The organism is Enterococcus casseliflavus NBRC 100478 (assembly GCF_001544095.1).
GTDB classification, from domain to species: domain Bacteria; phylum Bacillota; class Bacilli; order Lactobacillales; family Enterococcaceae; genus Enterococcus_D; species Enterococcus_D casseliflavus.
On sequence record NZ_BCPT01000009.1, the window covers coordinates 1 to 19743 of the forward strand.

Below are 19743 nucleotides of genomic sequence, written 5' to 3' on the forward strand. Positions count from 1 at the left end.
AAGATGCTGCGATGATGGGCTTATTTTTTTAAGTGAACAGCCGTTGGCTTACAACATATCGAACAACGACAACTGATTTTCATCTGGTAGATCTTTTAGAACACCGTTATCCGTCATGTATTCAATCAAGGTCTTAGAAACTTTCCCGCGATTGGCGAGGTCTTCTTTCGATAAGAAGGGACCATCTTTTCGTGCTTCCACGATTTGTTTCGCTACGTTCAGCCCTAAACTCGGTACTGCTCGGAACGGTGCGATCAATTTTTTCCCATCGATCACGAAATTTTCTGCATCGGATTTATACAGATCGATCATCCCGAATTCATAGCCGCGCTCCAGCATTTCATTGGCTAATTCCAGAACTGTCAACAGATTTTTTTCTTTCGTTGACGCATCCATTCCTTTGTCATTGATTTCTTGCATCCGTTCTTTTACGGCATCTTTTCCTTTTGACATAGCAATCAAATCAAAGTCATCCGCCCGGACAGAGAAATAAGCACAGTAATAGAGAATTGGGAAGTACACTTTAAAGTAAGCCACCCGCAACGCCATCAAGACATACGCCGCCGCATGGGCTTTCGGGAACATGTACTTGATCTTCGAACAAGAATCGATATACCATTCAGGGACATTGTTTTCCCGCATCGCTTGCAAGTAAGTATCTCGCAAGTCGTCAGGGATCTTGTTCCATTGTCCTTTACGGACCGTCTCCATGATTTTAAAGGCCATCCCGTCATCTAAACCAGCATGGATCAAATACACCATGATATCATCCCGACAGCCGATTACTTCCGCTAGGCTGGCATCTCCACGACGGATCAATTCTTCCGCATTGCCCAACCATACATCGGTACCATGGGAAAGACCAGAGATCTGCAGGAGTTCAGCAAAGGTTGATGGATGGGTTTGATCCAGCATCCCCCGCACAAAACGGGTACCAAATTCTGGGATGCCTAATGTGCCGGTTTTCGAATAGATCTGCTCTTCGGTCACACCTAACACATCCGTGCCGCCAAAAATACGCATCACTTCTGGATCATCGGTAGGGATCGTTTTAGGATCGATGCCTGATAGATCCTGCAGCATCCGAATGACCGTCGGATCATCGTGTCCGAGGATATCCAGCTTCAAGATATTGTCATGAATCGAATGGAAATCAAAGTGGGTCGTTTTCCACTCCGCATTTTGATCATCCGCTGGGTATTGGATCGGGGTGAAATCATAAACATCCATATAGTCGGGAATAACGATAATCCCCCCCGGGTGCTGACCAGTCGTTCGTTTGACGCCTGTGGCACCTTTTGCCAGGCGATCGACTTCGGCTGCTCGATAATGAAGATTATGATCGCGCTCAAAGCCTTTTACGAAACCAAAGGCTGTTTTATCGGCTACGGTACCGATCGTTCCTGCACGATAGACGTATTCTTCACCGAAGAGTACTTTCGTATAGTTATGGGCTTCTGGCTGATATTCCCCTGAGAAGTTCAAATCGATATCGGGTACTTTATCGCCGTGGAAACCAAGGAACGTTTCAAAGGGAATATCGTGGCCATCTTTGTTCAGACGGGTGCCGCATTTTGGACATTTTTTCTCTGGCATATCATAACCAGAACCATACGAACCGTCTTCGTAAAACTCCGAATACTGGCAATCGGGACAATAATAATGAGGAGCTAATGGATTGACCTCAGTGATCCCCGTCATGGTTGCCACGAAACTAGAACCGACTGATCCCCGTGACCCTACTAGATAGCCGTCTTCATTGCTTTTATGAACGAGTTTTTGTGAGATCAAATAGATCACGGAAAAGCCGTTCCCAATGATCGAATCAAGCTCTTTTTTCAAACGTTTTTCCACGATCTCTGGTAATGGATCGCCGTATAACTCTTTGGCACGGTTGTAACTTAAGTCGGTGATCTCTTGTTCTGATCCGGGAATCTTTGGTGTATACAGATCATCTTTTACCGGAATGACTTTTTCACAAAGATCGGCGATTTTATTCGGGTTCGTCACCACGATTTCTTTCGCTGCTTCTGGACCTAAAAATTGAAAAGCGGTCAGCATCTCATCCGTAGTACGGAAGTGCACGTCTGGTAGGCTATGACGATTCAACGGATTGGCGCCTCCCATTGAATTGATCAAGACCTTGCGATAAATGGCGTCTTCTTCGTTTAGGTAATGGGCATTCCCAGTAGCCACAACGATTTTCCCTAACTCTTCCCCCATTTTTACCAGATTCCGAATGATGTCTTCTAGGTCTTTTTCACTTTTCACGAGTTCCGTTTCCAAAAGATGGGCATAAACTGCTTTGGGCATGACTTCGATGTAGTCATAAAACTTGGCAAGTTCTCGTGCTGCATCGACCCCTTTTTGCATCATTGCGACAAAGACTTCTCCTTTATCACAGGCGGTTCCGACTAACAATCCTTCCCGCAATTTCACCAATTCTGAACGTGGGATTCGTGGGACTTTATCATGGAAGTACTTCACATTCGACATCGAGATCAACTTGAATAAATTCTTCAATCCTGCCTGTGTTCGAGCCAAGATCGTGGCATGGAAAGGTCGAGCTGCTTTGTAGGAGTTCTCGCCCCCCACGTGTCGGTTCAACTCTTCGTGCAGCAGCATCTCATGTTTTTCCATTGCTTCTTTGACAAAGATCCATGCTAAATGACCGGTTGCCTCCGCATCGTAGATCGCTCGGTGATGTTGTTCTAAGCTGACACCGAATTTTTTGGAAAGGACACCTAAACCGAATCGCTTAAACTCTGGATACAAATAACGAGCGAGTTCCAATGTATCAATGACGGGATTTTCCGCTTCTGGAATACCGTATTTTCGATAACTGGTATTTAAGAAGCCCATATCAAATGACGCATTGTGGGCAACTAAAATGGCTCCTTCAGAAAACTCACGGAACAAACGTAAGACTTCTTCTTCTGATTTTGATCCGCGAACCATTTCATCGGTGATTCCCGTCAGTTCTACGGTCGTTCGCGATAACGGATGACCTGGATCGATAAATTCATCAAAGGATGCCTCCACGTTGCCTTTATGCATCCGCACAGCGGCCAACTCAATGATGGTGTCGTATACTGCAGACAACCCAGTGGTCTCCACGTCAAACACGATATAAGTAGCATCGGTCAGTGGAACAGGCTGAGGATTGTAGGCAACCGCTACGCCGTCATCCACGATATTGGCTTCCACACCGTAAAGAATTTTAACACCAGCCTTTTCTCCTGCATGATGGGCATCAGGGAACCCTTGCGCTCCACCATGATCGGTGATCGCAATCGCCTTATGGCCCCATTTGCCTGCTTGAGCGACAAAATCCGCCACGTTGTTGGTGGCATCCATCGTACTCATATTGGAATGCAGGTGGAGTTCGACCCGTTTCTCGCCTTCAGGTGCATAGTCTTTGCGGGCTTCGTGTTTGACTTCCAGCAAATCTTGCGCATTCATAACGAGATCTCGCATGAAGGTATCTTCTTGGACGCTACCGCGTACTTTGACCCAACTACCTTTGGCGATGGCATCAAAAACTTGTTCATCTTTTTCATTGTTGGAGAATTTTTTCACACTAAACGATGACGTATAGTCGGTGATTTTCAAGATCAAAATCTTCCGTTTTGAACGCAATTCGCGGACTTCTTTATCAAAGACATACCCTTGGATCGTAACTCGGCGTTCTTCCTCGATGATATTGATCATCGGTGTCACAGGTTCATCGGCAGGAATATTACGTCCCAAGGCGATTGGTCCGTCAAATTCGACTGTTTTGACTTCTTTTTTGCGTTGCTCGTGCGCCATTAAGTTCTCAGCAGCTTGTTGTTGGAACGCTGCTGTTTGCTCTTCCTTGCGTGCTTCAAGTTCTTTTAAGGCCGCCTCCGCTTGCTCTTGGTCTAGCCGCGGCAAGATCCGAAATTTTTGAAAGCCGAAGGTACTATAATTTTCCTCAATGATCGGCAAGTACTGCTGCTGCAAAATCGTGATGACCGCATCATTGTTGACTGGCAAAATCACTTTGTTCTCTTGCAGCACAGGCATTTGGTTTTTGATCACTTGATGAACCAATGGTCGATCACAATTTTGATTGGCTAACGCTAATGGCCAATATTCTTGAATGAATTGCTCATCAAAGGAACCATCTTGAGCTTCAATGATGATACGAACTTCCGCAATCTCTTTAAACGCCAATTCAATATGTTGTTTAAAGGACTGATACACCATCACCGGTAATAAACGTTCAAATTGGAAATAAAACGTCCACGCTTTTGATTGTCGATGCACGGTCACTTGTTTGATTTGGGCAGTCTGCATCAACGGATGCTGCCGAAGATTTGGGGCAGCTGCAATTTGGTCTAATAATATCTCAAAGGTCTCTCTTTCTTTTGACAATTGAAGATCCTCCTTTTCTCAGTACTCACTAGTATACCTCTTTTTGCCCTCATTTTCATTAAAAAATCGAGAAAGGATTTCCTCTCTCGATCTGCTATTCATTCTTGTTCGTTCCTGTTTATTCCTGATTGGCTAACAAAATCGTCAGGGTCGAAGCGACTTCTTCTTTTCTCACTTCAACGGTCGCACCAGTATGCTTGATTTTGATCTCTACGATGCCTTCTACGGCTTTTTTACCGATAGTCAAGCGAATCGGACAGCCAATCAAATCGGCATCTGCAAATTTGACCCCTGCACGTTCATTGCGGTCATCTACCAGCACTTGATAGCCGACTTGGTTCATCATTTCTTCTACTTCTTCACTTAAGGCATTTTGATAGCTATCTTCAATCGACGTTTGAATGATATGCACATCAAATGGGGCAATTTCTTGGGGCCAATCGATCCCAAATTCATTGCCGTATTGTTCGACGATCGTTGAAAGCAGCCGAGAAACCCCCAGCCCATAACAGCCCATGATGATTGGTTGCTCATCGCCGTTTTCATCGACAACCGTCGCTTCTTGCGCCTCACTGTACTTGGTTCCTAACTTGAAGATATGGCCAACTTCGATTCCTCGCGTAAAGGTTAAGGTTCCTTTTCCATCTGGGGAAGGATCACCTTCTTGAACCAAGCGAAAATCGGCAAAGGCTAATGGTTGAAAATCACGCCCCACATTCGCATTGAGATAATAGCTTTGTTTTTCTGCCGCTGGAACGATCAGATTCGCCATATCTTGGACATGCTGATCGGCGTACAACTGGATCGAATCAGCAAGCGCAATGGGACTGCGCAGCTGCGTCTCACTCGTCAGATAAGACTCCGCTTCCTCAACAGTCAGCACCTTCACTTGATCAGCGGCTAAGTAATGCTTGACCTTTGTTTCATTGAGGCTGTGATCGCCTCGTAATAACACCATAATGACTTGCTCGTCAACGAGTAATAAAGATACTTGAACGATTTTTTGCAAGTCTGTTTCGTATGCCTGCGCCAGCTCCTCTAACGTTAAAGGCTCATCCTGAACGACTTTTTGTAATTCTAAATAGGTCTCGTGAGATTTTTTGGCGATGTATTGACTGGTTGCTAATTTCCAATTGGCGACATAATCGCTTTCGGTCGAGTAGCAGATCAGCTCTTCGCCGATCCCCGACAATGCCAAAAATTCTTTCGAATCTCTGCCACCCATCAAGCCATTGTCCCCGACCACTGCCCGATACTCGATACCACAGCGTTTCAATATTGCATGATAAGCCATTTCGTAACGATTATAGGTTTGATCTAAGCTGGCTTCATCGGCATGAAAGGAATAGCCATCTTGCATGATAAATTCGCGGCTGCGGATCAATCCAAAGCGCGGCCGCTGTTCGTCCCGATATTTCGTTTGGATCTGATACAAGCTCAATGGCAGCCGTTTATAAGACGTGATCTCGTTTTTGATCAATGTCGTAAACGGCTCTTCATGAGTAGGTCCTAAAACGATCTCTCGTTCGTTTCGATCTGTTAATCGATACAAGGATTCACCATACAATGAGGCACGTCCTGACTCCTTCCATGGCTCATACGGAAGCAAAGAAGGCATCGCCATCTCTACGGCATCGATTTGTGCCAATTCTTCACGGATGACCCGCTTGATCTTTTCTAACACCCTTTGTGCTAGCGGCAAGTAAACATAAATGCCTGCCGCCACTTGTCGAATATACCCTGCCCTAACTAACAGTTGATGACTTAACGTCTCCGCATCGCTGGGGGTTTCCCGCAATGTCGGAATCAAACATTTTGACTGTTTCATTTTTTTCTCCTTTGCTACAAAAAATCATGTTCACCCGATCAACAATTGATTTGCTTGTGCGTCTTATTTTTAAAAGAAGAAACGTTGGATATCATTCCAGGTAACGAGAACCATCAGCAGCATCAAAAACCCAAACCCAATCAGAGTAATGATGCCTTCTTTTTCTTGGCTGATTGGCTTGCCTCGCAAACCTTCTAAAATATTTAAAACCAGCTTACCGCCATCCAATCCAGGAATCGGTAATAAATTAAAGATCCCCAAGTTGATAGAAATCATCGCCATCATCGCGATCACCGTTGTTACCCCTTGCGATGCAGCTTGAGAAGACAGTTGGAAAATCGCTACCGGTCCACCCAATTTATTGATATCTGGTTGGGCAATCAAGTTGCCGACTGCTCTAAAAATCACCAGTGAATTGTCAATGGTCGTTTGCAAGCCGCCCAGTAAGATATCTCCGATCCCAGTTTTTAAGGAAGCGGTGATCCCTAAGAAACCAATCGTGGTCTCCCCTGATTCTTGACTCGCAGGAGTTGCCGTCAAATCAAGTGTTTCTGATCCTCGTTTGACTGCTAGAGCAATCTGAGTATCCGGGTACTTTTGGATCTCAGTCGTTAATTCTGACCAGTTAGAAACATCGACACCTTCGACAGCTAAGATTTCATCGCCATTTTGCAGCCCTGCTTCAGCTGCCGGTGTTCCTGCTTCGATTCCTGTCACGATGGTTGCATCTTGATTCGCAACACCACCTTGTGCAAACACCAACCCAGTGAATAAGACCAAGGATAAAATAAAGTTGTTCATCGGTCCAGCAAAATTCGTCAGCATTCGCTGCCAAAGCTTTGCGGACTGGAATTGAACGTCTTTAGGTGCGATCCGAACTTCAACGCCATCTTCATGGATGATCGTTGCATCATGATCCACAGCGTACGTCATCGCTTCTTGTTCATTGCCATTGATGAACCCTGTGATCGTCAACTTCTCCTCCAAGTCAAAGTCGGTCACTTCCATAGGGATCGCTTGCGGCAATTGGATCTTTTTGCTCGTATTGATTTTGATAACTTTGCCAGTTGCATCTTGAACCAAGGAGACTGGCATACCTGGTGTTAATTCTGTTTCATCTTCACCCCAGCCCGCCATTTGGACATACCCGCCTAATGGAAGCATCCGAATCGTGTAGGTCGTCCCATCTTTCGCTTGATGCGCGAACAATTTAGGCCCCATACCGATGGCAAACTCTCTTACTAAAATACCTGCCCGTTTTGCAAAGAAGTAGTGTCCAAACTCGTGAATCACTACCACTACGGAAAAGATAATGATAAATACAAGTATCGTTTTCATGCTCGTTCCTCTCTTTCACAGCATCCCTCTCATTCAGGGCAGCCTTTCCTTATTTTATCACACCGATTCCCGTTGAGGAACTCACATTCCCGTTGTAACAAGAATTTAAAAAAAGAAGCGCAAGCCAAGCCTGCACTTCTAAATAATTTCTAAAAAACACCGAATAAATACATGATTGGAAACACAAACAGCATGCTATCGAAGCGATCCAAGATCCCGCCATGTCCTGGCAAAAGATTGCCTGAATCCTTCACGCCATAATGACGTTTGATTGCCGATTCCACTAAATCCCCGAATTGACCAGCGATCGAAAAGAGGACCGTCAATAAGATCATGATGGCACTACCATGTCCAAAATAATCTTTCCCTGGAAATGCTAGCAGATACAGACCGGCTACGACCACCGCAGCAGCAATCCCACCTAGCGCACCTTCGATCGTTTTATTAGGGGAAATCTCTGGCCATAATTTTCGTTGACCGTAACGCCGTCCCACCATGTAAGCCCCAATATCTGTTGCCCACACGATAAACAGACCGAAAACTAAAACGACTAAGCCATCTGTTGCTGAACGTGCCGTCAAGAAACGTTCAAACCCGACACCCGTATATAAGCTGACGATCACTGGAAAACCAGCTTCATCGATAGTATACGTATTTTTAGAAATAACCGCGATCCCTAGTAATAAAAGGACGATTACATAATACAAGGCACTTTTATCTGTGCCCTCTGGCAAAAAGAAAAACCAGCGTTCTTGAGGTAAAACTAAAATCACCGCACCGATGATTGAAAGAATTCCTTCAAAACTGAAAACAGCTAGTCCTTTCATCCGAAATAATTCATAAACACCAATCCCTGCCATCGCTGCTGCCAGCAATTCGACGGCAATGCCGCCAACGTAAATAATTGGCAGGAAAAAGGCTAATGCGACGACCGCAGTGATTACACGTTGTCTCACTCTTCTTCCTCCTTCGTTTTCAAACCGCCAAAACGCCGGTTTCGTTGTTGAAAGCTCCCGATCGCATCTTCTAGTAAAGCAGCATCGAAATCAGGCCAGAGCGCTTTCGTAAAGAATAATTCGCTGTAAGCAATCTGCCATAACAAGAAGTTGCTGATACGTTCTTCGCCACTCGTGCGAATCACCAATTCAGGATCACGTAACGCGTTTGGCAAAAAACCAGTCATCAAATGTGTCGCCAGCATGTCTTCCGTGAGCTTGGGCAGGGCTTCCTCCGAAGCTGCAAGCTCTTCATAAAGGGCTTGGACCGCAGTCAAAATTTCTGCGCGGCTGCCGTAATTTAAAGCAAAATTCAAGATCATCCCAGTATTATCTTTGGTTTGGTCAATCGCTCGCTTGACCGCTTCTTGTGTGTGTTCGGGTAAAGATTCCGTGAACCCCATCACTTTGACTTGAACATTTTCTTTGATCAGCTCAGGAACAAACGTGTCGAAAAAGTCGACGGGCAGTTGCATCAAAAAGTCCACTTCTTCGTTTGGCCGTTTCCAATTCTCTGTTGAAAACGCATAAAGAGTCAATACTTTCACACCAAGGTGTGAAGCATGTTTCGTGATCTTTTTTACCGTCTCCATGCCTTCTTTGTGACCAGCTACTCTTGGCAAGCGCCGGTTTTGCGCCCATCTGCCATTGCCATCCATAATGATCGCGATGTGTTGGGGAATCGGCAGTGATGGATCAAATTCATGTTCAGCCGCTTCTTTGATATATTTGTCTTTTTGTGGAAAAAAACGCAGCATCGTATTCGCTCCTCTTCCAATTCTTGAAATTCATCTTTTACATTATAACAATAATCAGATTTCTTGCCTATGAAAACCAAGAAAAGATTTCCATATTAAGAAAAAACAAAAAAACAGTCGTGATATTCAAGTACATACGGCACTTTCGACCATAAAAAAAGAGCCGCTGAAGCGACTCTTCGTCATTCCTTTTAAACCTCAAGTAGCTCTTGCTCTTTTTCAGCTGCGATCGCATCGATTTCTTTGATGCTGTTATCTGTAGCAGTTTGCACTTCTTTTTCAGATTCACGCAAATCATCTTCTGTAATATCGCCAGCTTTTTCTTGTTTCTTGTAAGCTTCCATCGCATCACGGCGAATGTTACGGACCGCGATTTTCGCATTTTCAGCTTCTTTTTTCACGTCTTTGGCTAATTCTTTACGACGTTCTTCCGTTAATTGAGGAATCACCAAACGAATGACGGTTCCGTCATTGGCAGGCGTGATACCAATATCACTTTGCATGATAGCTTTTTCTACTTCTTGGATCATTGTTTTGTCAAAAGGTGTGATCATCAAAATTCTTGCTTCTGGAATCGTAATTGAAGCCATTTGGTTCAAGGGTGTTGGTACACCATAGTAAGTAACCATTACGCGGTCTAAGATGCTCGCGTTCGCGCGGCCAGCACGGATTTGTCCTAATTCCCGCTGCAAGTTTTCTGCTGCTTTTTTCATTTTGTCTTTTGCTTCTGTTAAAATTTTGTCAGCCATGTTATTTCCCCCTTACTGTCGTTCCAATATGTTCACCTAAAATGGCGCGGCGAATGTTTCCATGCTCATTCAAGTTGAATACGACTAATGGAATATCGTTGTCCATACTTAATGAACTTGCGGTTGAATCCATTACTTGCAATCCTTTAGAAATGACTTCTAAATGGGTCAATTCTTCAAATTTCACAGCACTTTGGTCCGTTTTAGGATCTGCTGAGTAGACGCCATCAACATTGTTTTTCGCCATCAAAATGACATCAGCGTTGATTTCAGCTGCCCGTAAGGCTGCGGTCGTATCAGTTGAGAAATAAGGGTTTCCGGTTCCGCCTGCAAAAATGACGACCCGCCCTTTTTCTAAGTGACGTTCTGCTCTGCGACGAATATAAGGCTCTGCGATTTGACGCATTTCGATCGAAGTTTGGACACGCGTTGGTACACCAGCATTTTCTAGCGTGTCTTGTAATGCTAAAGCATTCATCACAGTCGCTAACATGCCCATGTAATCAGCTTGTGCTCTTTCCATCCCCATTTGCGCGCCGATTTGTCCACGCCAAATGTTTCCGCCGCCGACCACGATCGCCATCTGTACGCCTAATTCGTGGACTTCCTTGATCTCTTTAACGATCTCTTGGATCGTCGGTGGTTTGATCCCAAAGCCTTCGTCACCCGCTAATGCTTCACCACTTAATTTTAATACAACACGTTGATATTTTGGTTTGCCCATCATGATTCCTCCGTACATTCTCCAATACTATTGTAGCATATTGGTGCTCTTTCGTTGAAAATTATCTACACTATTTCTTTAAAAACCGTTTTTGCTTAAAAAAAGGGAGCGCACTTCCATGCGTTCCCATCTGTTCGAGGAACAGAATTATTTTTTCACTTGGCTCATTACTTCTTCAACGAAGTTGTCTTCGCGTTTTTCGATACCTTCGCCGACTTCAAAGCGGACAAAAGATTTCACAGTTGCGCCTTTTGATGCAACATATTTTTCAACCGTCATATCTGGGTCTTTAACGAATGGTTGGTCAACCAAAGCGATTTCTGCTTTAAATTTCTTCAAGCGTCCTTCAACCATTTTTTCAACGATGTTCGCTGGTTTGCCTTCGTTCAATGCTTGTTCTGTCAAGACTTGTTTTTCATGATCCAATTCTTCTTGAGAGATTTGTGCTTCGTTCACGTAGCGAGGGTTGATCGCTGCAACGTGCATTGCAACATCTTTCGCAACTGATTCGTCAGTTGTTCCTTCAAGAACAGTCAATACAGCAATACGTCCGCCCATGTGTAGGTAACCGCCGAAAGCAGCATTGTCATCTTTTTCAACAACTTCAAAACGACGGAAGCTGATTTTTTCTCCGATTACTTGTGTTGCTTCGATCAACGCAGCATCCATTGTGCCTTTAGAAGTTTCTAATTTTAAAGCAGCATCCATATCAGCTGGTTTGTTTGCTGCGATTACTTCAGCGATTTCTTTTACTAAGTCTTGGAACATTTCGTTTTTAGAAACGAAGTCAGTTTCTGAGTTCACTTCAACGATTGCTGCTGTGTTGCCGTTGATCGCTACAGATGCTAAACCTTCAGCAGCAATACGGTCGTTTTTCTTCGCAGCTTTTGCCATACCTTTTTCACGTAATAAGTCTACGGCTTTTTCGATGTCGCCTTCTACTTCAACTAATGCACGTTTTGCGTCCATCATTCCTACACCAGTCATATCGCGTAATTCTTTTACTAATTTAGCTGTTACTTCTGCCATTTTTTGTTTCCTCCTAAATGTTTTTAAACAAGATTGCTTGTCTTTAAAAAAAGCTGTTTCAAAGGAGAGTGAGGCTTGGCGCCTAGCCTTTGAAACAGCTCCATCATTTATTATTCAGCTGATGCGTTGTCGCCTTCGACAACATCAACGATTTCTTCGATTGAAGTTGCGTTTTCTGTTGATTCAGCAGCAAAATCTTCTTCTGCTACTTGGTCTTCGCCTTGGTTACCTTCGATGAAAGCATCTGCCATTTTCGCAGTGATCAATTTAACGGCACGAATAGCGTCATCATTTGATGGGATAACAACATCGATTTCGTCTGGATCACAGTTTGTATCGACCATCGCTACGATCGGGATATTTAATTTGCGTGCTTCTTGGATCGCGATACGTTCTTTACGTGGGTCAACAACGTACATTACATCTGGAATTCTTGGCATATCAGCGATACCGCCTAAGAATTTTTCAAGACGTTCGCGCTCTTTGTTCAAGCCAACGACTTCTTTTTTAGGAAGAACAGCAAATGTGCCATCTTCTTCCATTTTGTTGATTTGTTTCAAACGAGCAACACGTTTTTGGATTGTTTCCCAGTTTGTCAAAGTTCCACCTAACCAACGATGGTTAACATAGTATTGACCTGAACGGATTGCTTCTTCTTTGATTGCTTCTTGTGCTTGTTTTTTAGTACCTACGAACAATGCAACGCCGCCTTCTTCAGCAACATTTTTCATGTAGTCGTAAGCTGCGTCTACTAATTTCACTGTTTTTTGCAAATCAATGATGTAGATGCCGTTTCTTTCTGTGAAGATATATTTCTTCATTTTTGGGTTCCAGCGACGAGTTTGGTGACCAAAGTGTACGCCGGCTTCTAGTAATTGTTTCATTGAGATTACTGCCATGTTGTGTTTCCTCCAATTTGGTTTTTTTGTTTTCCTCTCTTGCTCTTTTACTCCTTGAAGAACTGAATCGATCAGCACCGCTTCGCAGATGGAACAAGATGTGGGATTGACGTGAAAAACTCACGCCTTAAACAGTATACAGTAGCTAAAAAAGAAATGCAACTGATTCAAATGAAAAACTACGATTCGTGGTCCAGCTTTTTTTTAACGTTCTAATTCTTTTCTTATTATATCTAGGTTTTTTCGGCTTTATCTGCTATGATAAGGCTGACTTAATCAATCATGCTTAAAGGAGTTTACCTATGCGAAAAGCTGATCGCCATTTACTTATTAGACAAATCATTACTGAACATACTGTACGCACGCAAGAAGAATTATTGCAGCAATTGGAAGCCCAAGGCGTCTCCGCCACGCAAGCGACCATCTCTCGCGATATTCGTGATTTGAAAATCGTGAAAGTGCCCGATGAAACAGGTCAGACGAAGTTTGTCATTTTTCAAGGAATGCAATCGTCAGAAGATGAAAAAGAAGAAGAGCAGCGTTTGATACAGATGATCGAAGACGTTGTCACTAAAGTAGATCGTGTGCAATTCATGACGTTGATCCATACCGTTGCGGACAATGCGCCTTTGCTTTCGGCTGCGATCGATGAAGTGACTATGCCAGAAAAAGTTTGCTCGTTGGCGGGCTTTGATACAGTAGCGGTGATTTCCCGCAGCGACGAAGATGCCGAAATTTTTTATCAATTTATCAGAAACCACGCGGTCTTATAAGACACCGAACATGACCTATCTGTATTTTTACTACAAAAAAGCTGTGTCCTTGTCGAAACAAGGACACAGCTTTTTTTGTTACATTTTGTCGGGTGCATGTAAACCAAGCAACCGTAAATCTTCTTTTAATAAGGTCGTTACTGCATAAACTAGAGCCAGACGTGCGTCTTTTTCCGCATCTTCAGCCAAGATTTTCACATTGGCGTAATACTTATTAAAGGCCTGTGCCAATTTGATGGCATGTTTAGCAATGACGGATGGTTCATATTTTTCTGCTGCTTGCAGCACGGTTTCTGGGTAGCGCTGAATCAATTTGATGACTTCCCAGCTCTCAGTATCTGCCAATGACAAACTGCTGACAGCAGCAGGATCAAAGTCGGCTTTTTCAAGAATGCTCATGGCACGGGCATGAGAATATTGCACATAGGGTCCGGTCTCTCCTTCAAAACGGACAACTTCTTCTAGCGTAAAGTCGAAATTATTCAAACGGTCATTTTTCAAGTCGTGGAAAACGACTGCCCCGACACCGACTTGTTTTGCAACTTCTTCTTTGTTTTCAAGCGTTGGGTTCTTTTCAGTGATTTGTTCTTTCGCTGAATCGATCGCTTCATTCAATACTTCTTCTAAAAGAACGATCTTCCCTTTTCTCGTAGATAATTTTTTCCCATCTTTGGTGATCAATCCAAATGGTACGTGGGTCATATCATCTGCCCACTCAAAGCCCATTTCCTTCAAAACAGCTTTTAATTGCTTGAAGTGATAACTTTGCTCATTTCCTACCACGTACAATGATTTAGCAAAATTGTAGGTCCGTTTGCGGTACAATGCAGCAGCCATGTCCCGGGTGATGTAAAGGGTCGCACCATCGGATTTGCGGATCAAGGCTGGATTTAAGTCATACGCAGCCAAATCAACGATTTCTGCCCCTTGGTCTTCTTTCAGCAAGTGTTTTTCCTCTAATAATTCCACGACTTCTGTCATTTTATCATTATAGAAAGCTTCGCCATTCAATGAATCAAAGGAAACTTCCAACATATCATAGATTTTATTGAATTCTTTTAATGATTCATCACGGAACCATTGCCATAAATCCATTGCTTCTTGGTCACCATCTTCTAGTTTCTTGAACCAAGCTCTCGCATCATCTTCTAATTGTTTATCTGTCTCGGCAGCTTCATGAAAATCAACATACAAACGCAACAGTTCGTTGATTGGTTCCGCTTTGACCGCTTCTTCTGACCCCCATTTTTTATAGGCCACGATCAATTTCCCAAATTGTGTGCCCCAGTCGCCTAAATGGTTGATGCGAATTGGCTGGTAACCGATTTTTTCTAAAATAAAGCCGATCGAGTTACCGATCACAGTGGAACGCAAATGCCCCATTGAGATGGGTTTGGCAATATTGGGTGAAGACATATCGATGGGTACTGCTTGCTGATTGCCGATGGTTTGATCGCCAAAATGATTTTTTTCTTTGAGAACCATCTCTAAGACGTGGGCAGAGATTGCTTTTTTATCCATAAAGAAGTTTAAATATGGACCCACCACTTCAATTTTTTCAAAAGACGCTTGATCGATTTTTTCTGCTAAGTCTGCGGCAATTTGCTGCGGCGCTTTCCGATAGACTTTTGCTAGCGAGAAGGCTGGGAATGCCACATCCCCATGGTCGGCTGACTTTGGATTTTCCAGTAATTGCTGAACTTGTTCGATCGATAGATCTTCTTTTACTACTTGATGGATCGCTTGTGCGACGATTTCTTTGTTATTCATAGTATCCCTCCTATAATGACTGAACCCATTTTTTGATGAAACGTTGTTTGAAGCAAGCAAACAGTTGTATGTTTTTCATGCAAGAAATGATTGATAAAAACAAAAAAGCCTCTAGCGCATAACATGCACTAGAGACGAGATTTCCCGCGGTACCACTCTGATTGTCCTTTTCGGACCTACTTTTTTCTGATAACGGCAGAATTCCGTTTGCTTGGCAAATTCTCACAAGTGCGTTTCACAATCTGATCAATTCGGCTTCCACCACCCCGAACTCGCTAACTGATACTCGAATCGCTACTTCTCTTGTTTCATCAAATCAAGGCTATTTACTTCCCAGAAAGTATAGCAAAGAAATGTTTGTTTGGCTAGCGAGATTTTGGCATTTTCAAAAAAAAATTATTTTATACTTTAGGAATAAATAGATCTCCAGCAGTCACTGCCATGATCGCTTTGATTGAGTGCAAACGATTTTCGGCTTGATCAAATTGACGGGCATACTTGCTACGAAAGACCTCATCAGTGACTTCCATCTCAGAAATTCCATACGCCTGCGCTGCTTTTTTGCCATACGTGGTCTGATCATCATGAAATGCTGGCAAACAATGCATAAAAATCACTTGATCGTTTTGTGTTTTTTTCATCAACGATTGGTTGACTTGATACGGCAGCAGCTGTTCAATCCGCTCTTGGAATTTTTCTTCTTCACCCATTGATACCCAAACATCGGTATACACGACATCAGCGCCTAGAACACCTTGATCCACATCATCAGTCACCAAAATCTTTGCGCCCGATTGCTTGGCATAGGCTTGTGCCTGTGCGATGATGGTTGCTTCTGGCTGCAAGACTTTCGGAGTGACGACATGAATATTGACCCCTAAAATCGCACTGGTCACTAATAAAGAATTAGCGACATTGTTGCGCCCATCCCCACAGTATGCGATGGTCAAGCCAGTCAGCTCACCGAAGTTTTCTTGAATGGTTAAAAAGTCAGCGATCATTTGCGTTGGATGCCATTCATCCGTTAAACCATTCCAAACAGGTACGCCTGAATAGTTGGCCAGATCTTCGACAACCTGTTGGCTAAAGCCGCGAAACTCGATCCCGTCAAACATACGGCCGAATACTTTGGCGGTATCTTCAACGGATTCTTTAGACCCCAACTGAATATCATTGGCCCCTAAAAATTCCGGATGTGCCCCCAGATCCACCGCTGCAACCGTAAAGGCTGCTCGCGTCCGTGTCGAATTCTTTTCAAACAAAAGTGCAATATTTTTTCCTTCTAAGTAGCGATGTGGTTGATTGTTGGCCTTCATCTCTTTCAAGTGCTGGGAAAAATCAATCAAATATTGTAGTTCTTCTTTTGTAAAATCCTTTTCTGCTAAAAAACTGCGTCCTTTAAAAACCGATGTCATTGCATACCCGCCCTTCAATTAACTAATAATTATACATGATAATATCAAATTATGAAATAAAATACAACAAGATCTTCTATTTGCTCATAAAGAAACCAAAAAAAACACCTAAGAACGGATCTTAGGTGCAATCATCTTAAGAAATCGTATGGGCAAAGCTGACACTTGGATCAGCATTCAATGAAAGATCTGCTAAGCGCTGCTTTTTCAACGCAACATGGGCATAAGCTCCAATCATGGCCGCATTATCTCCGCAAAGACGCAACGGTGGAATCAACAATTCCACTTCCGGCAATTCCTGCATCGCTTTTTGTAAAGCGTCACGCAAGCCTTGATTCGCCGCGACTCCCCCAGCAACGATCAGCTGGTTTACAGGATAAGCTTGGCATGCCCGCAACGTTTTGTGAACCAATACTTCGACAACGCTGGCTTGGAAACTAGCTGCTAGATTTTCTACTGACAAAGCTTCCTCTCTTTGCTGTGCATTATGCACAAAATTGATAAAGGAACTCTTTAAGCCGCTGAAACTAAAATCAAAATTATCTTCTTGTATCATTGCTCGAGGAAAGTGATACGTATCACTGCCTAGATGCGCAAGGCGATCAATTTCTTTCCCACTAGGATAAGGCAACCCCAGAACACGACCGACTTTGTCATAGGCTTCACCAGCGGCATCATCTCTCGTTTCACCGATGATCTCAAAAGAGCCATCTTCTGCCATATACACCAATTCGGTGTGGCCACCGCTGACCAATAATGCCATTAAAGGAAAAACCAATTGCTTCACTAGGCGAGCTGCATAAATATGTCCTGCCATGTGATTGACCGGAATCAGCGGTAAGCTGTGGGCCCAGGCAAAGGCTTTTGCTGCAGAAAGCCCAATCAACAGTGCCCCAACCAACCCTGGACCATAGGTAACAGCAACAGCTGACAACTCTTCAGGTTGGGTGTCGGCCTGTGTCAATGCTTCCTCGATGCATAAAGTAATCTGTTCGACATGGTGACGACTAGCGACTTCTGGTACGACACCGCCGAAGCGCTGGTGGCTCTTGATCTGCGAAGCAACAATGTTACTTAAAATGGTGTCGCCGTTTTTAATCACTGCCACACTGGTTTCATCACAACTGCTTTCAATGGCTAAAATCAATTCATTCATTTGATTTTTGTCCGCCTACTTTCTTTTCCATAATCAACGCATCCTCTTCTGGATGACTGTAATATTTTTTTCTACGACCGATGACTGTATAGCCCATACGTAAATAAAGAGCTTGTGCTTGCAAATTCGATACACGCACTTCAAGATAGATCCGCCGACCATCGGTTTGTTCCACGAGCGATTCCATTTGTTTCAACAATTCTTTCGCCAAACCACGACCTTGATACGCTGGTAAAACCGCTACATTAAACAGCTCTGCTTCATCCAGCACTTGCTGAAAACAGAGAAACCCAATCAGCTCTTGATTGGTTTTTCCATAACGGAACAAATAGCGACTGTTGCTGTTTTGCAAATCTTGTTGAAATTGCTGCACATTCCAAGGCGAGCCAAAGGGATAGCTCTGATCTGCCAATGACCAGAGCATTTGCGGTGTCGGGATCGTTTGATCTGCTTGTTCGTTAGTCATTTAAAAATTTCACCATATCCAATGCGTCTTCATTGCCTTCGGTGTAGTACGCCGTTTTGATCGCCTGTGAAACAAACCCGAGGGTCCGATACAAACGTTGCGCATCACGATTGCCCAGGCGAACTTCTAATGTCAAACGGTCGCATTTGTTTTTCCGTGCATAACGTTCGATTTCTCCTAGCAAGAAAGAACCGATCCCTTTTCCTTGATAATCAGGAATGATCGCGATATTGGTGATATGGGCATCAGCGCCTAAAATCCGCACCCCGATAAACCCGATCATCCGCTCATTATGCAAGATGCCCAAATAAAGATGTTTGACCCGTGAATAAAGCTCTGACAAAAAGGCGCTCTTGGTCCAAGGCAGTTCCCCCGCATACACGAGACGCTCCACCTGCAGCAGCTCTTTAATGTCTTCACCGACTAATTCACGAACAACGTACGTTTCCCCTCGTATCTCTTTTTTACGCTCTGGGTATTGAATCTGACGGAAAAGAGCCAGCTTTCCCGTCATCGTTTTAAATTTTTTCAACATAGGCATCCACTCCCGGTTCATGCGAGGCTAACCATTTTTCTTCGGCTTCAACTAATTTTAAATAGTCTGGTACAAAATCATGGATCGAAGCGACCGGCGCTTCTTCTTTCGCAATAGCAGCTAAAACAACGCCATTGGGGTAATTCCATAACGACACTTGATTGATACGGGCTGTCGGCAGTTCCGCCTCGATCATGTCTTTAAATTTGACGGTATCGGCGCCGACAAATAGCACTTCTTGACCATCGACTGCTTTTAGCTGGGCCAATAACTCAGACAGTGAGATATGCTGATCTTTGATCCTTGTTTCTAAGGTCCCATTATGCCATTGGTAGGCACCTGCGTAGACATTTTGACGGCGAGCGTCAAACAACGGCACGACCACTTGCGATACGCCCACACAATTGGCAGCGACTGCTTTCAAACTAGAAACACCAATCAGCGGGATGTTCAATGTTTGCGCCAGCGTTTTTGCTGTTGTGACGCCGATTCGCAAACCTGTATACGAACCAGGACCTTTCGCAACAACGATTTGCTCCAGCTCTTTAGGTGCCATCCCCACCGCTTGCATCAATCCATCAATGGCAGGCATCAATGCTGTGCTGTGGTTTTTGATCGCCATCGTCTGGCTTTGTCCCAACACTTCTTGACCATCGACCACCGCAACCGCCAGTGTCTGGTTTGAGGTATCAATCGCTAATGTTTTCATCTATCTTCTCCCCATTCAAAAAACTCTCTCATATTCTACCATATTCTAATCAAATGCCCAACCAAGTCTCCAAAAAGATGCCTGCGTTTAGAAAAAAACAATAGGACAACAATACCCGAACCTTTGAAAAAAGCAAGCACGGCTGCAGCTGCAAACCGACGAGGCTGTTTAAAGGTTCGGGTAAGACGATAGTCATTTTTT

Annotated in this window: 16 protein-coding genes and 1 other annotated feature; of the genes, 1 reads left to right on the plus strand and 15 read right to left on the minus strand. The window is 43.8% G+C overall.

Features of this window, described 5'->3' with window-relative positions:
* Positions 1-48 precede the first annotated feature (48 nt).
* From ECA1_RS08850 to rpsB, 9 genes are all read right to left on the minus strand, one after another.
* On the minus strand, positions 49-4398 hold the full coding sequence (locus tag ECA1_RS08850; protein ID WP_060792266.1) for a PolC-type DNA polymerase III: 4350 nt from the start codon (positions 4396-4398) through the stop codon (positions 49-51).
* 118 nt (positions 4399-4516) lie between these two features.
* The gene (locus ECA1_RS08855) at positions 4517-6226 is read right to left on the minus strand and encodes a proline--tRNA ligase (RefSeq protein ID WP_005229438.1); all 1710 of its coding nucleotides are present in this window, start codon (positions 6224-6226) and stop codon (positions 4517-4519) included.
* A 69-nt stretch (positions 6227-6295) separates the two neighbouring features.
* Positions 6296-7564: an RIP metalloprotease RseP gene (gene rseP, locus ECA1_RS08860; protein WP_060792267.1), complete on the minus strand. Its 1269-nt coding sequence runs from the start codon at positions 7562-7564 to the stop codon at positions 6296-6298.
* Between the two features lie 149 nt (positions 7565-7713).
* Positions 7714-8520, minus strand: a complete 807-nt coding sequence (locus ECA1_RS08865; protein WP_010749318.1) for a phosphatidate cytidylyltransferase — start codon at positions 8518-8520, stop codon at positions 7714-7716.
* Positions 8517-9317, minus strand: a complete 801-nt coding sequence (gene uppS / locus ECA1_RS08870; protein ID WP_015510051.1) for an undecaprenyl pyrophosphate synthase — start codon at positions 9315-9317, stop codon at positions 8517-8519. The genes ECA1_RS08865 and uppS overlap by 4 nt, the downstream gene beginning before the upstream one ends.
* Before the next feature lie 191 nt (positions 9318-9508).
* The gene (frr, locus tag ECA1_RS08875) at positions 9509-10066 is read right to left on the minus strand and encodes a ribosome recycling factor (RefSeq protein ID WP_005229434.1); all 558 of its coding nucleotides are present in this window, start codon (positions 10064-10066) and stop codon (positions 9509-9511) included.
* A gap of 1 nt (position 10067) precedes the next feature.
* Entirely contained in the window at positions 10068-10790 is a 723-nt protein-coding gene (gene pyrH / locus ECA1_RS08880) for a UMP kinase (protein WP_005229433.1), read from the minus strand.
* A 147-nt stretch (positions 10791-10937) separates the two neighbouring features.
* Positions 10938-11819 carry a translation elongation factor Ts gene (gene tsf / locus ECA1_RS08885; protein WP_005229432.1) on the minus strand — a complete coding sequence of 294 codons (882 nt, stop codon included), beginning with the start codon at positions 11817-11819 and terminating at the stop codon, positions 10938-10940.
* A 110-nt stretch (positions 11820-11929) separates the two neighbouring features.
* Positions 11930-12718 (minus strand): 30S ribosomal protein S2, encoded by a 789-nt coding sequence (gene rpsB / locus ECA1_RS08890; RefSeq protein WP_005229426.1) that lies wholly within the window; start codon positions 12716-12718, stop codon positions 11930-11932.
* Positions 12719-13020: 302 nt separating this feature from the next.
* Between rpsB and ECA1_RS08895 the strand changes: the two genes are divergently transcribed.
* Positions 13021-13491 carry an arginine repressor gene (locus ECA1_RS08895; RefSeq protein WP_060792268.1) on the plus strand — a complete coding sequence of 157 codons (471 nt, stop codon included), beginning with the start codon at positions 13021-13023 and terminating at the stop codon, positions 13489-13491.
* A gap of 78 nt (positions 13492-13569) precedes the next feature.
* Here ECA1_RS08895 and argS read toward each other — a convergent pair whose 3' ends face one another.
* The 6 genes from argS to tsaB form a co-directional block, all read right to left on the minus strand.
* A complete protein-coding gene (argS, locus tag ECA1_RS08900; RefSeq protein ID WP_005229423.1) occupies positions 13570-15261 on the minus strand; it encodes an arginine--tRNA ligase in 1692 nt (563 codons plus the stop codon).
* 127 nt (positions 15262-15388) lie between these two features.
* Positions 15389-15582 (minus strand) — a binding site (T-box leader).
* Between the two features lie 80 nt (positions 15583-15662).
* The gene (gene argF / locus ECA1_RS08905; RefSeq protein WP_060792269.1) at positions 15663-16676 is read right to left on the minus strand and encodes an ornithine carbamoyltransferase; all 1014 of its coding nucleotides are present in this window, start codon (positions 16674-16676) and stop codon (positions 15663-15665) included.
* 136 nt (positions 16677-16812) lie between these two features.
* Positions 16813-17832 carry a tRNA (adenosine(37)-N6)-threonylcarbamoyltransferase complex transferase subunit TsaD gene (gene tsaD / locus ECA1_RS08910; RefSeq protein ID WP_060792270.1) on the minus strand — a complete coding sequence of 340 codons (1020 nt, stop codon included), beginning with the start codon at positions 17830-17832 and terminating at the stop codon, positions 16813-16815.
* Complete coding sequence (rimI, locus tag ECA1_RS08915) at positions 17825-18298, minus strand: ribosomal protein S18-alanine N-acetyltransferase (protein ID WP_005229417.1); 474 nt, start codon at positions 18296-18298, stop codon at positions 17825-17827. The genes tsaD and rimI (ECA1_RS08915) overlap by 8 nt, the downstream gene beginning before the upstream one ends.
* Entirely contained in the window at positions 18291-18833 is a 543-nt protein-coding gene (gene rimI / locus ECA1_RS08920) for a ribosomal protein S18-alanine N-acetyltransferase (RefSeq protein WP_060792271.1), read from the minus strand. The genes rimI (ECA1_RS08915) and rimI (ECA1_RS08920) overlap by 8 nt, the downstream gene beginning before the upstream one ends.
* The gene (gene tsaB, locus ECA1_RS08925; RefSeq protein WP_060792272.1) at positions 18817-19542 is read right to left on the minus strand and encodes a tRNA (adenosine(37)-N6)-threonylcarbamoyltransferase complex dimerization subunit type 1 TsaB; all 726 of its coding nucleotides are present in this window, start codon (positions 19540-19542) and stop codon (positions 18817-18819) included. Before tsaB ends, rimI (ECA1_RS08920) begins: the two co-directional genes overlap by 17 nt.
* Positions 19543-19743: the final 201 nt, after the last annotated feature.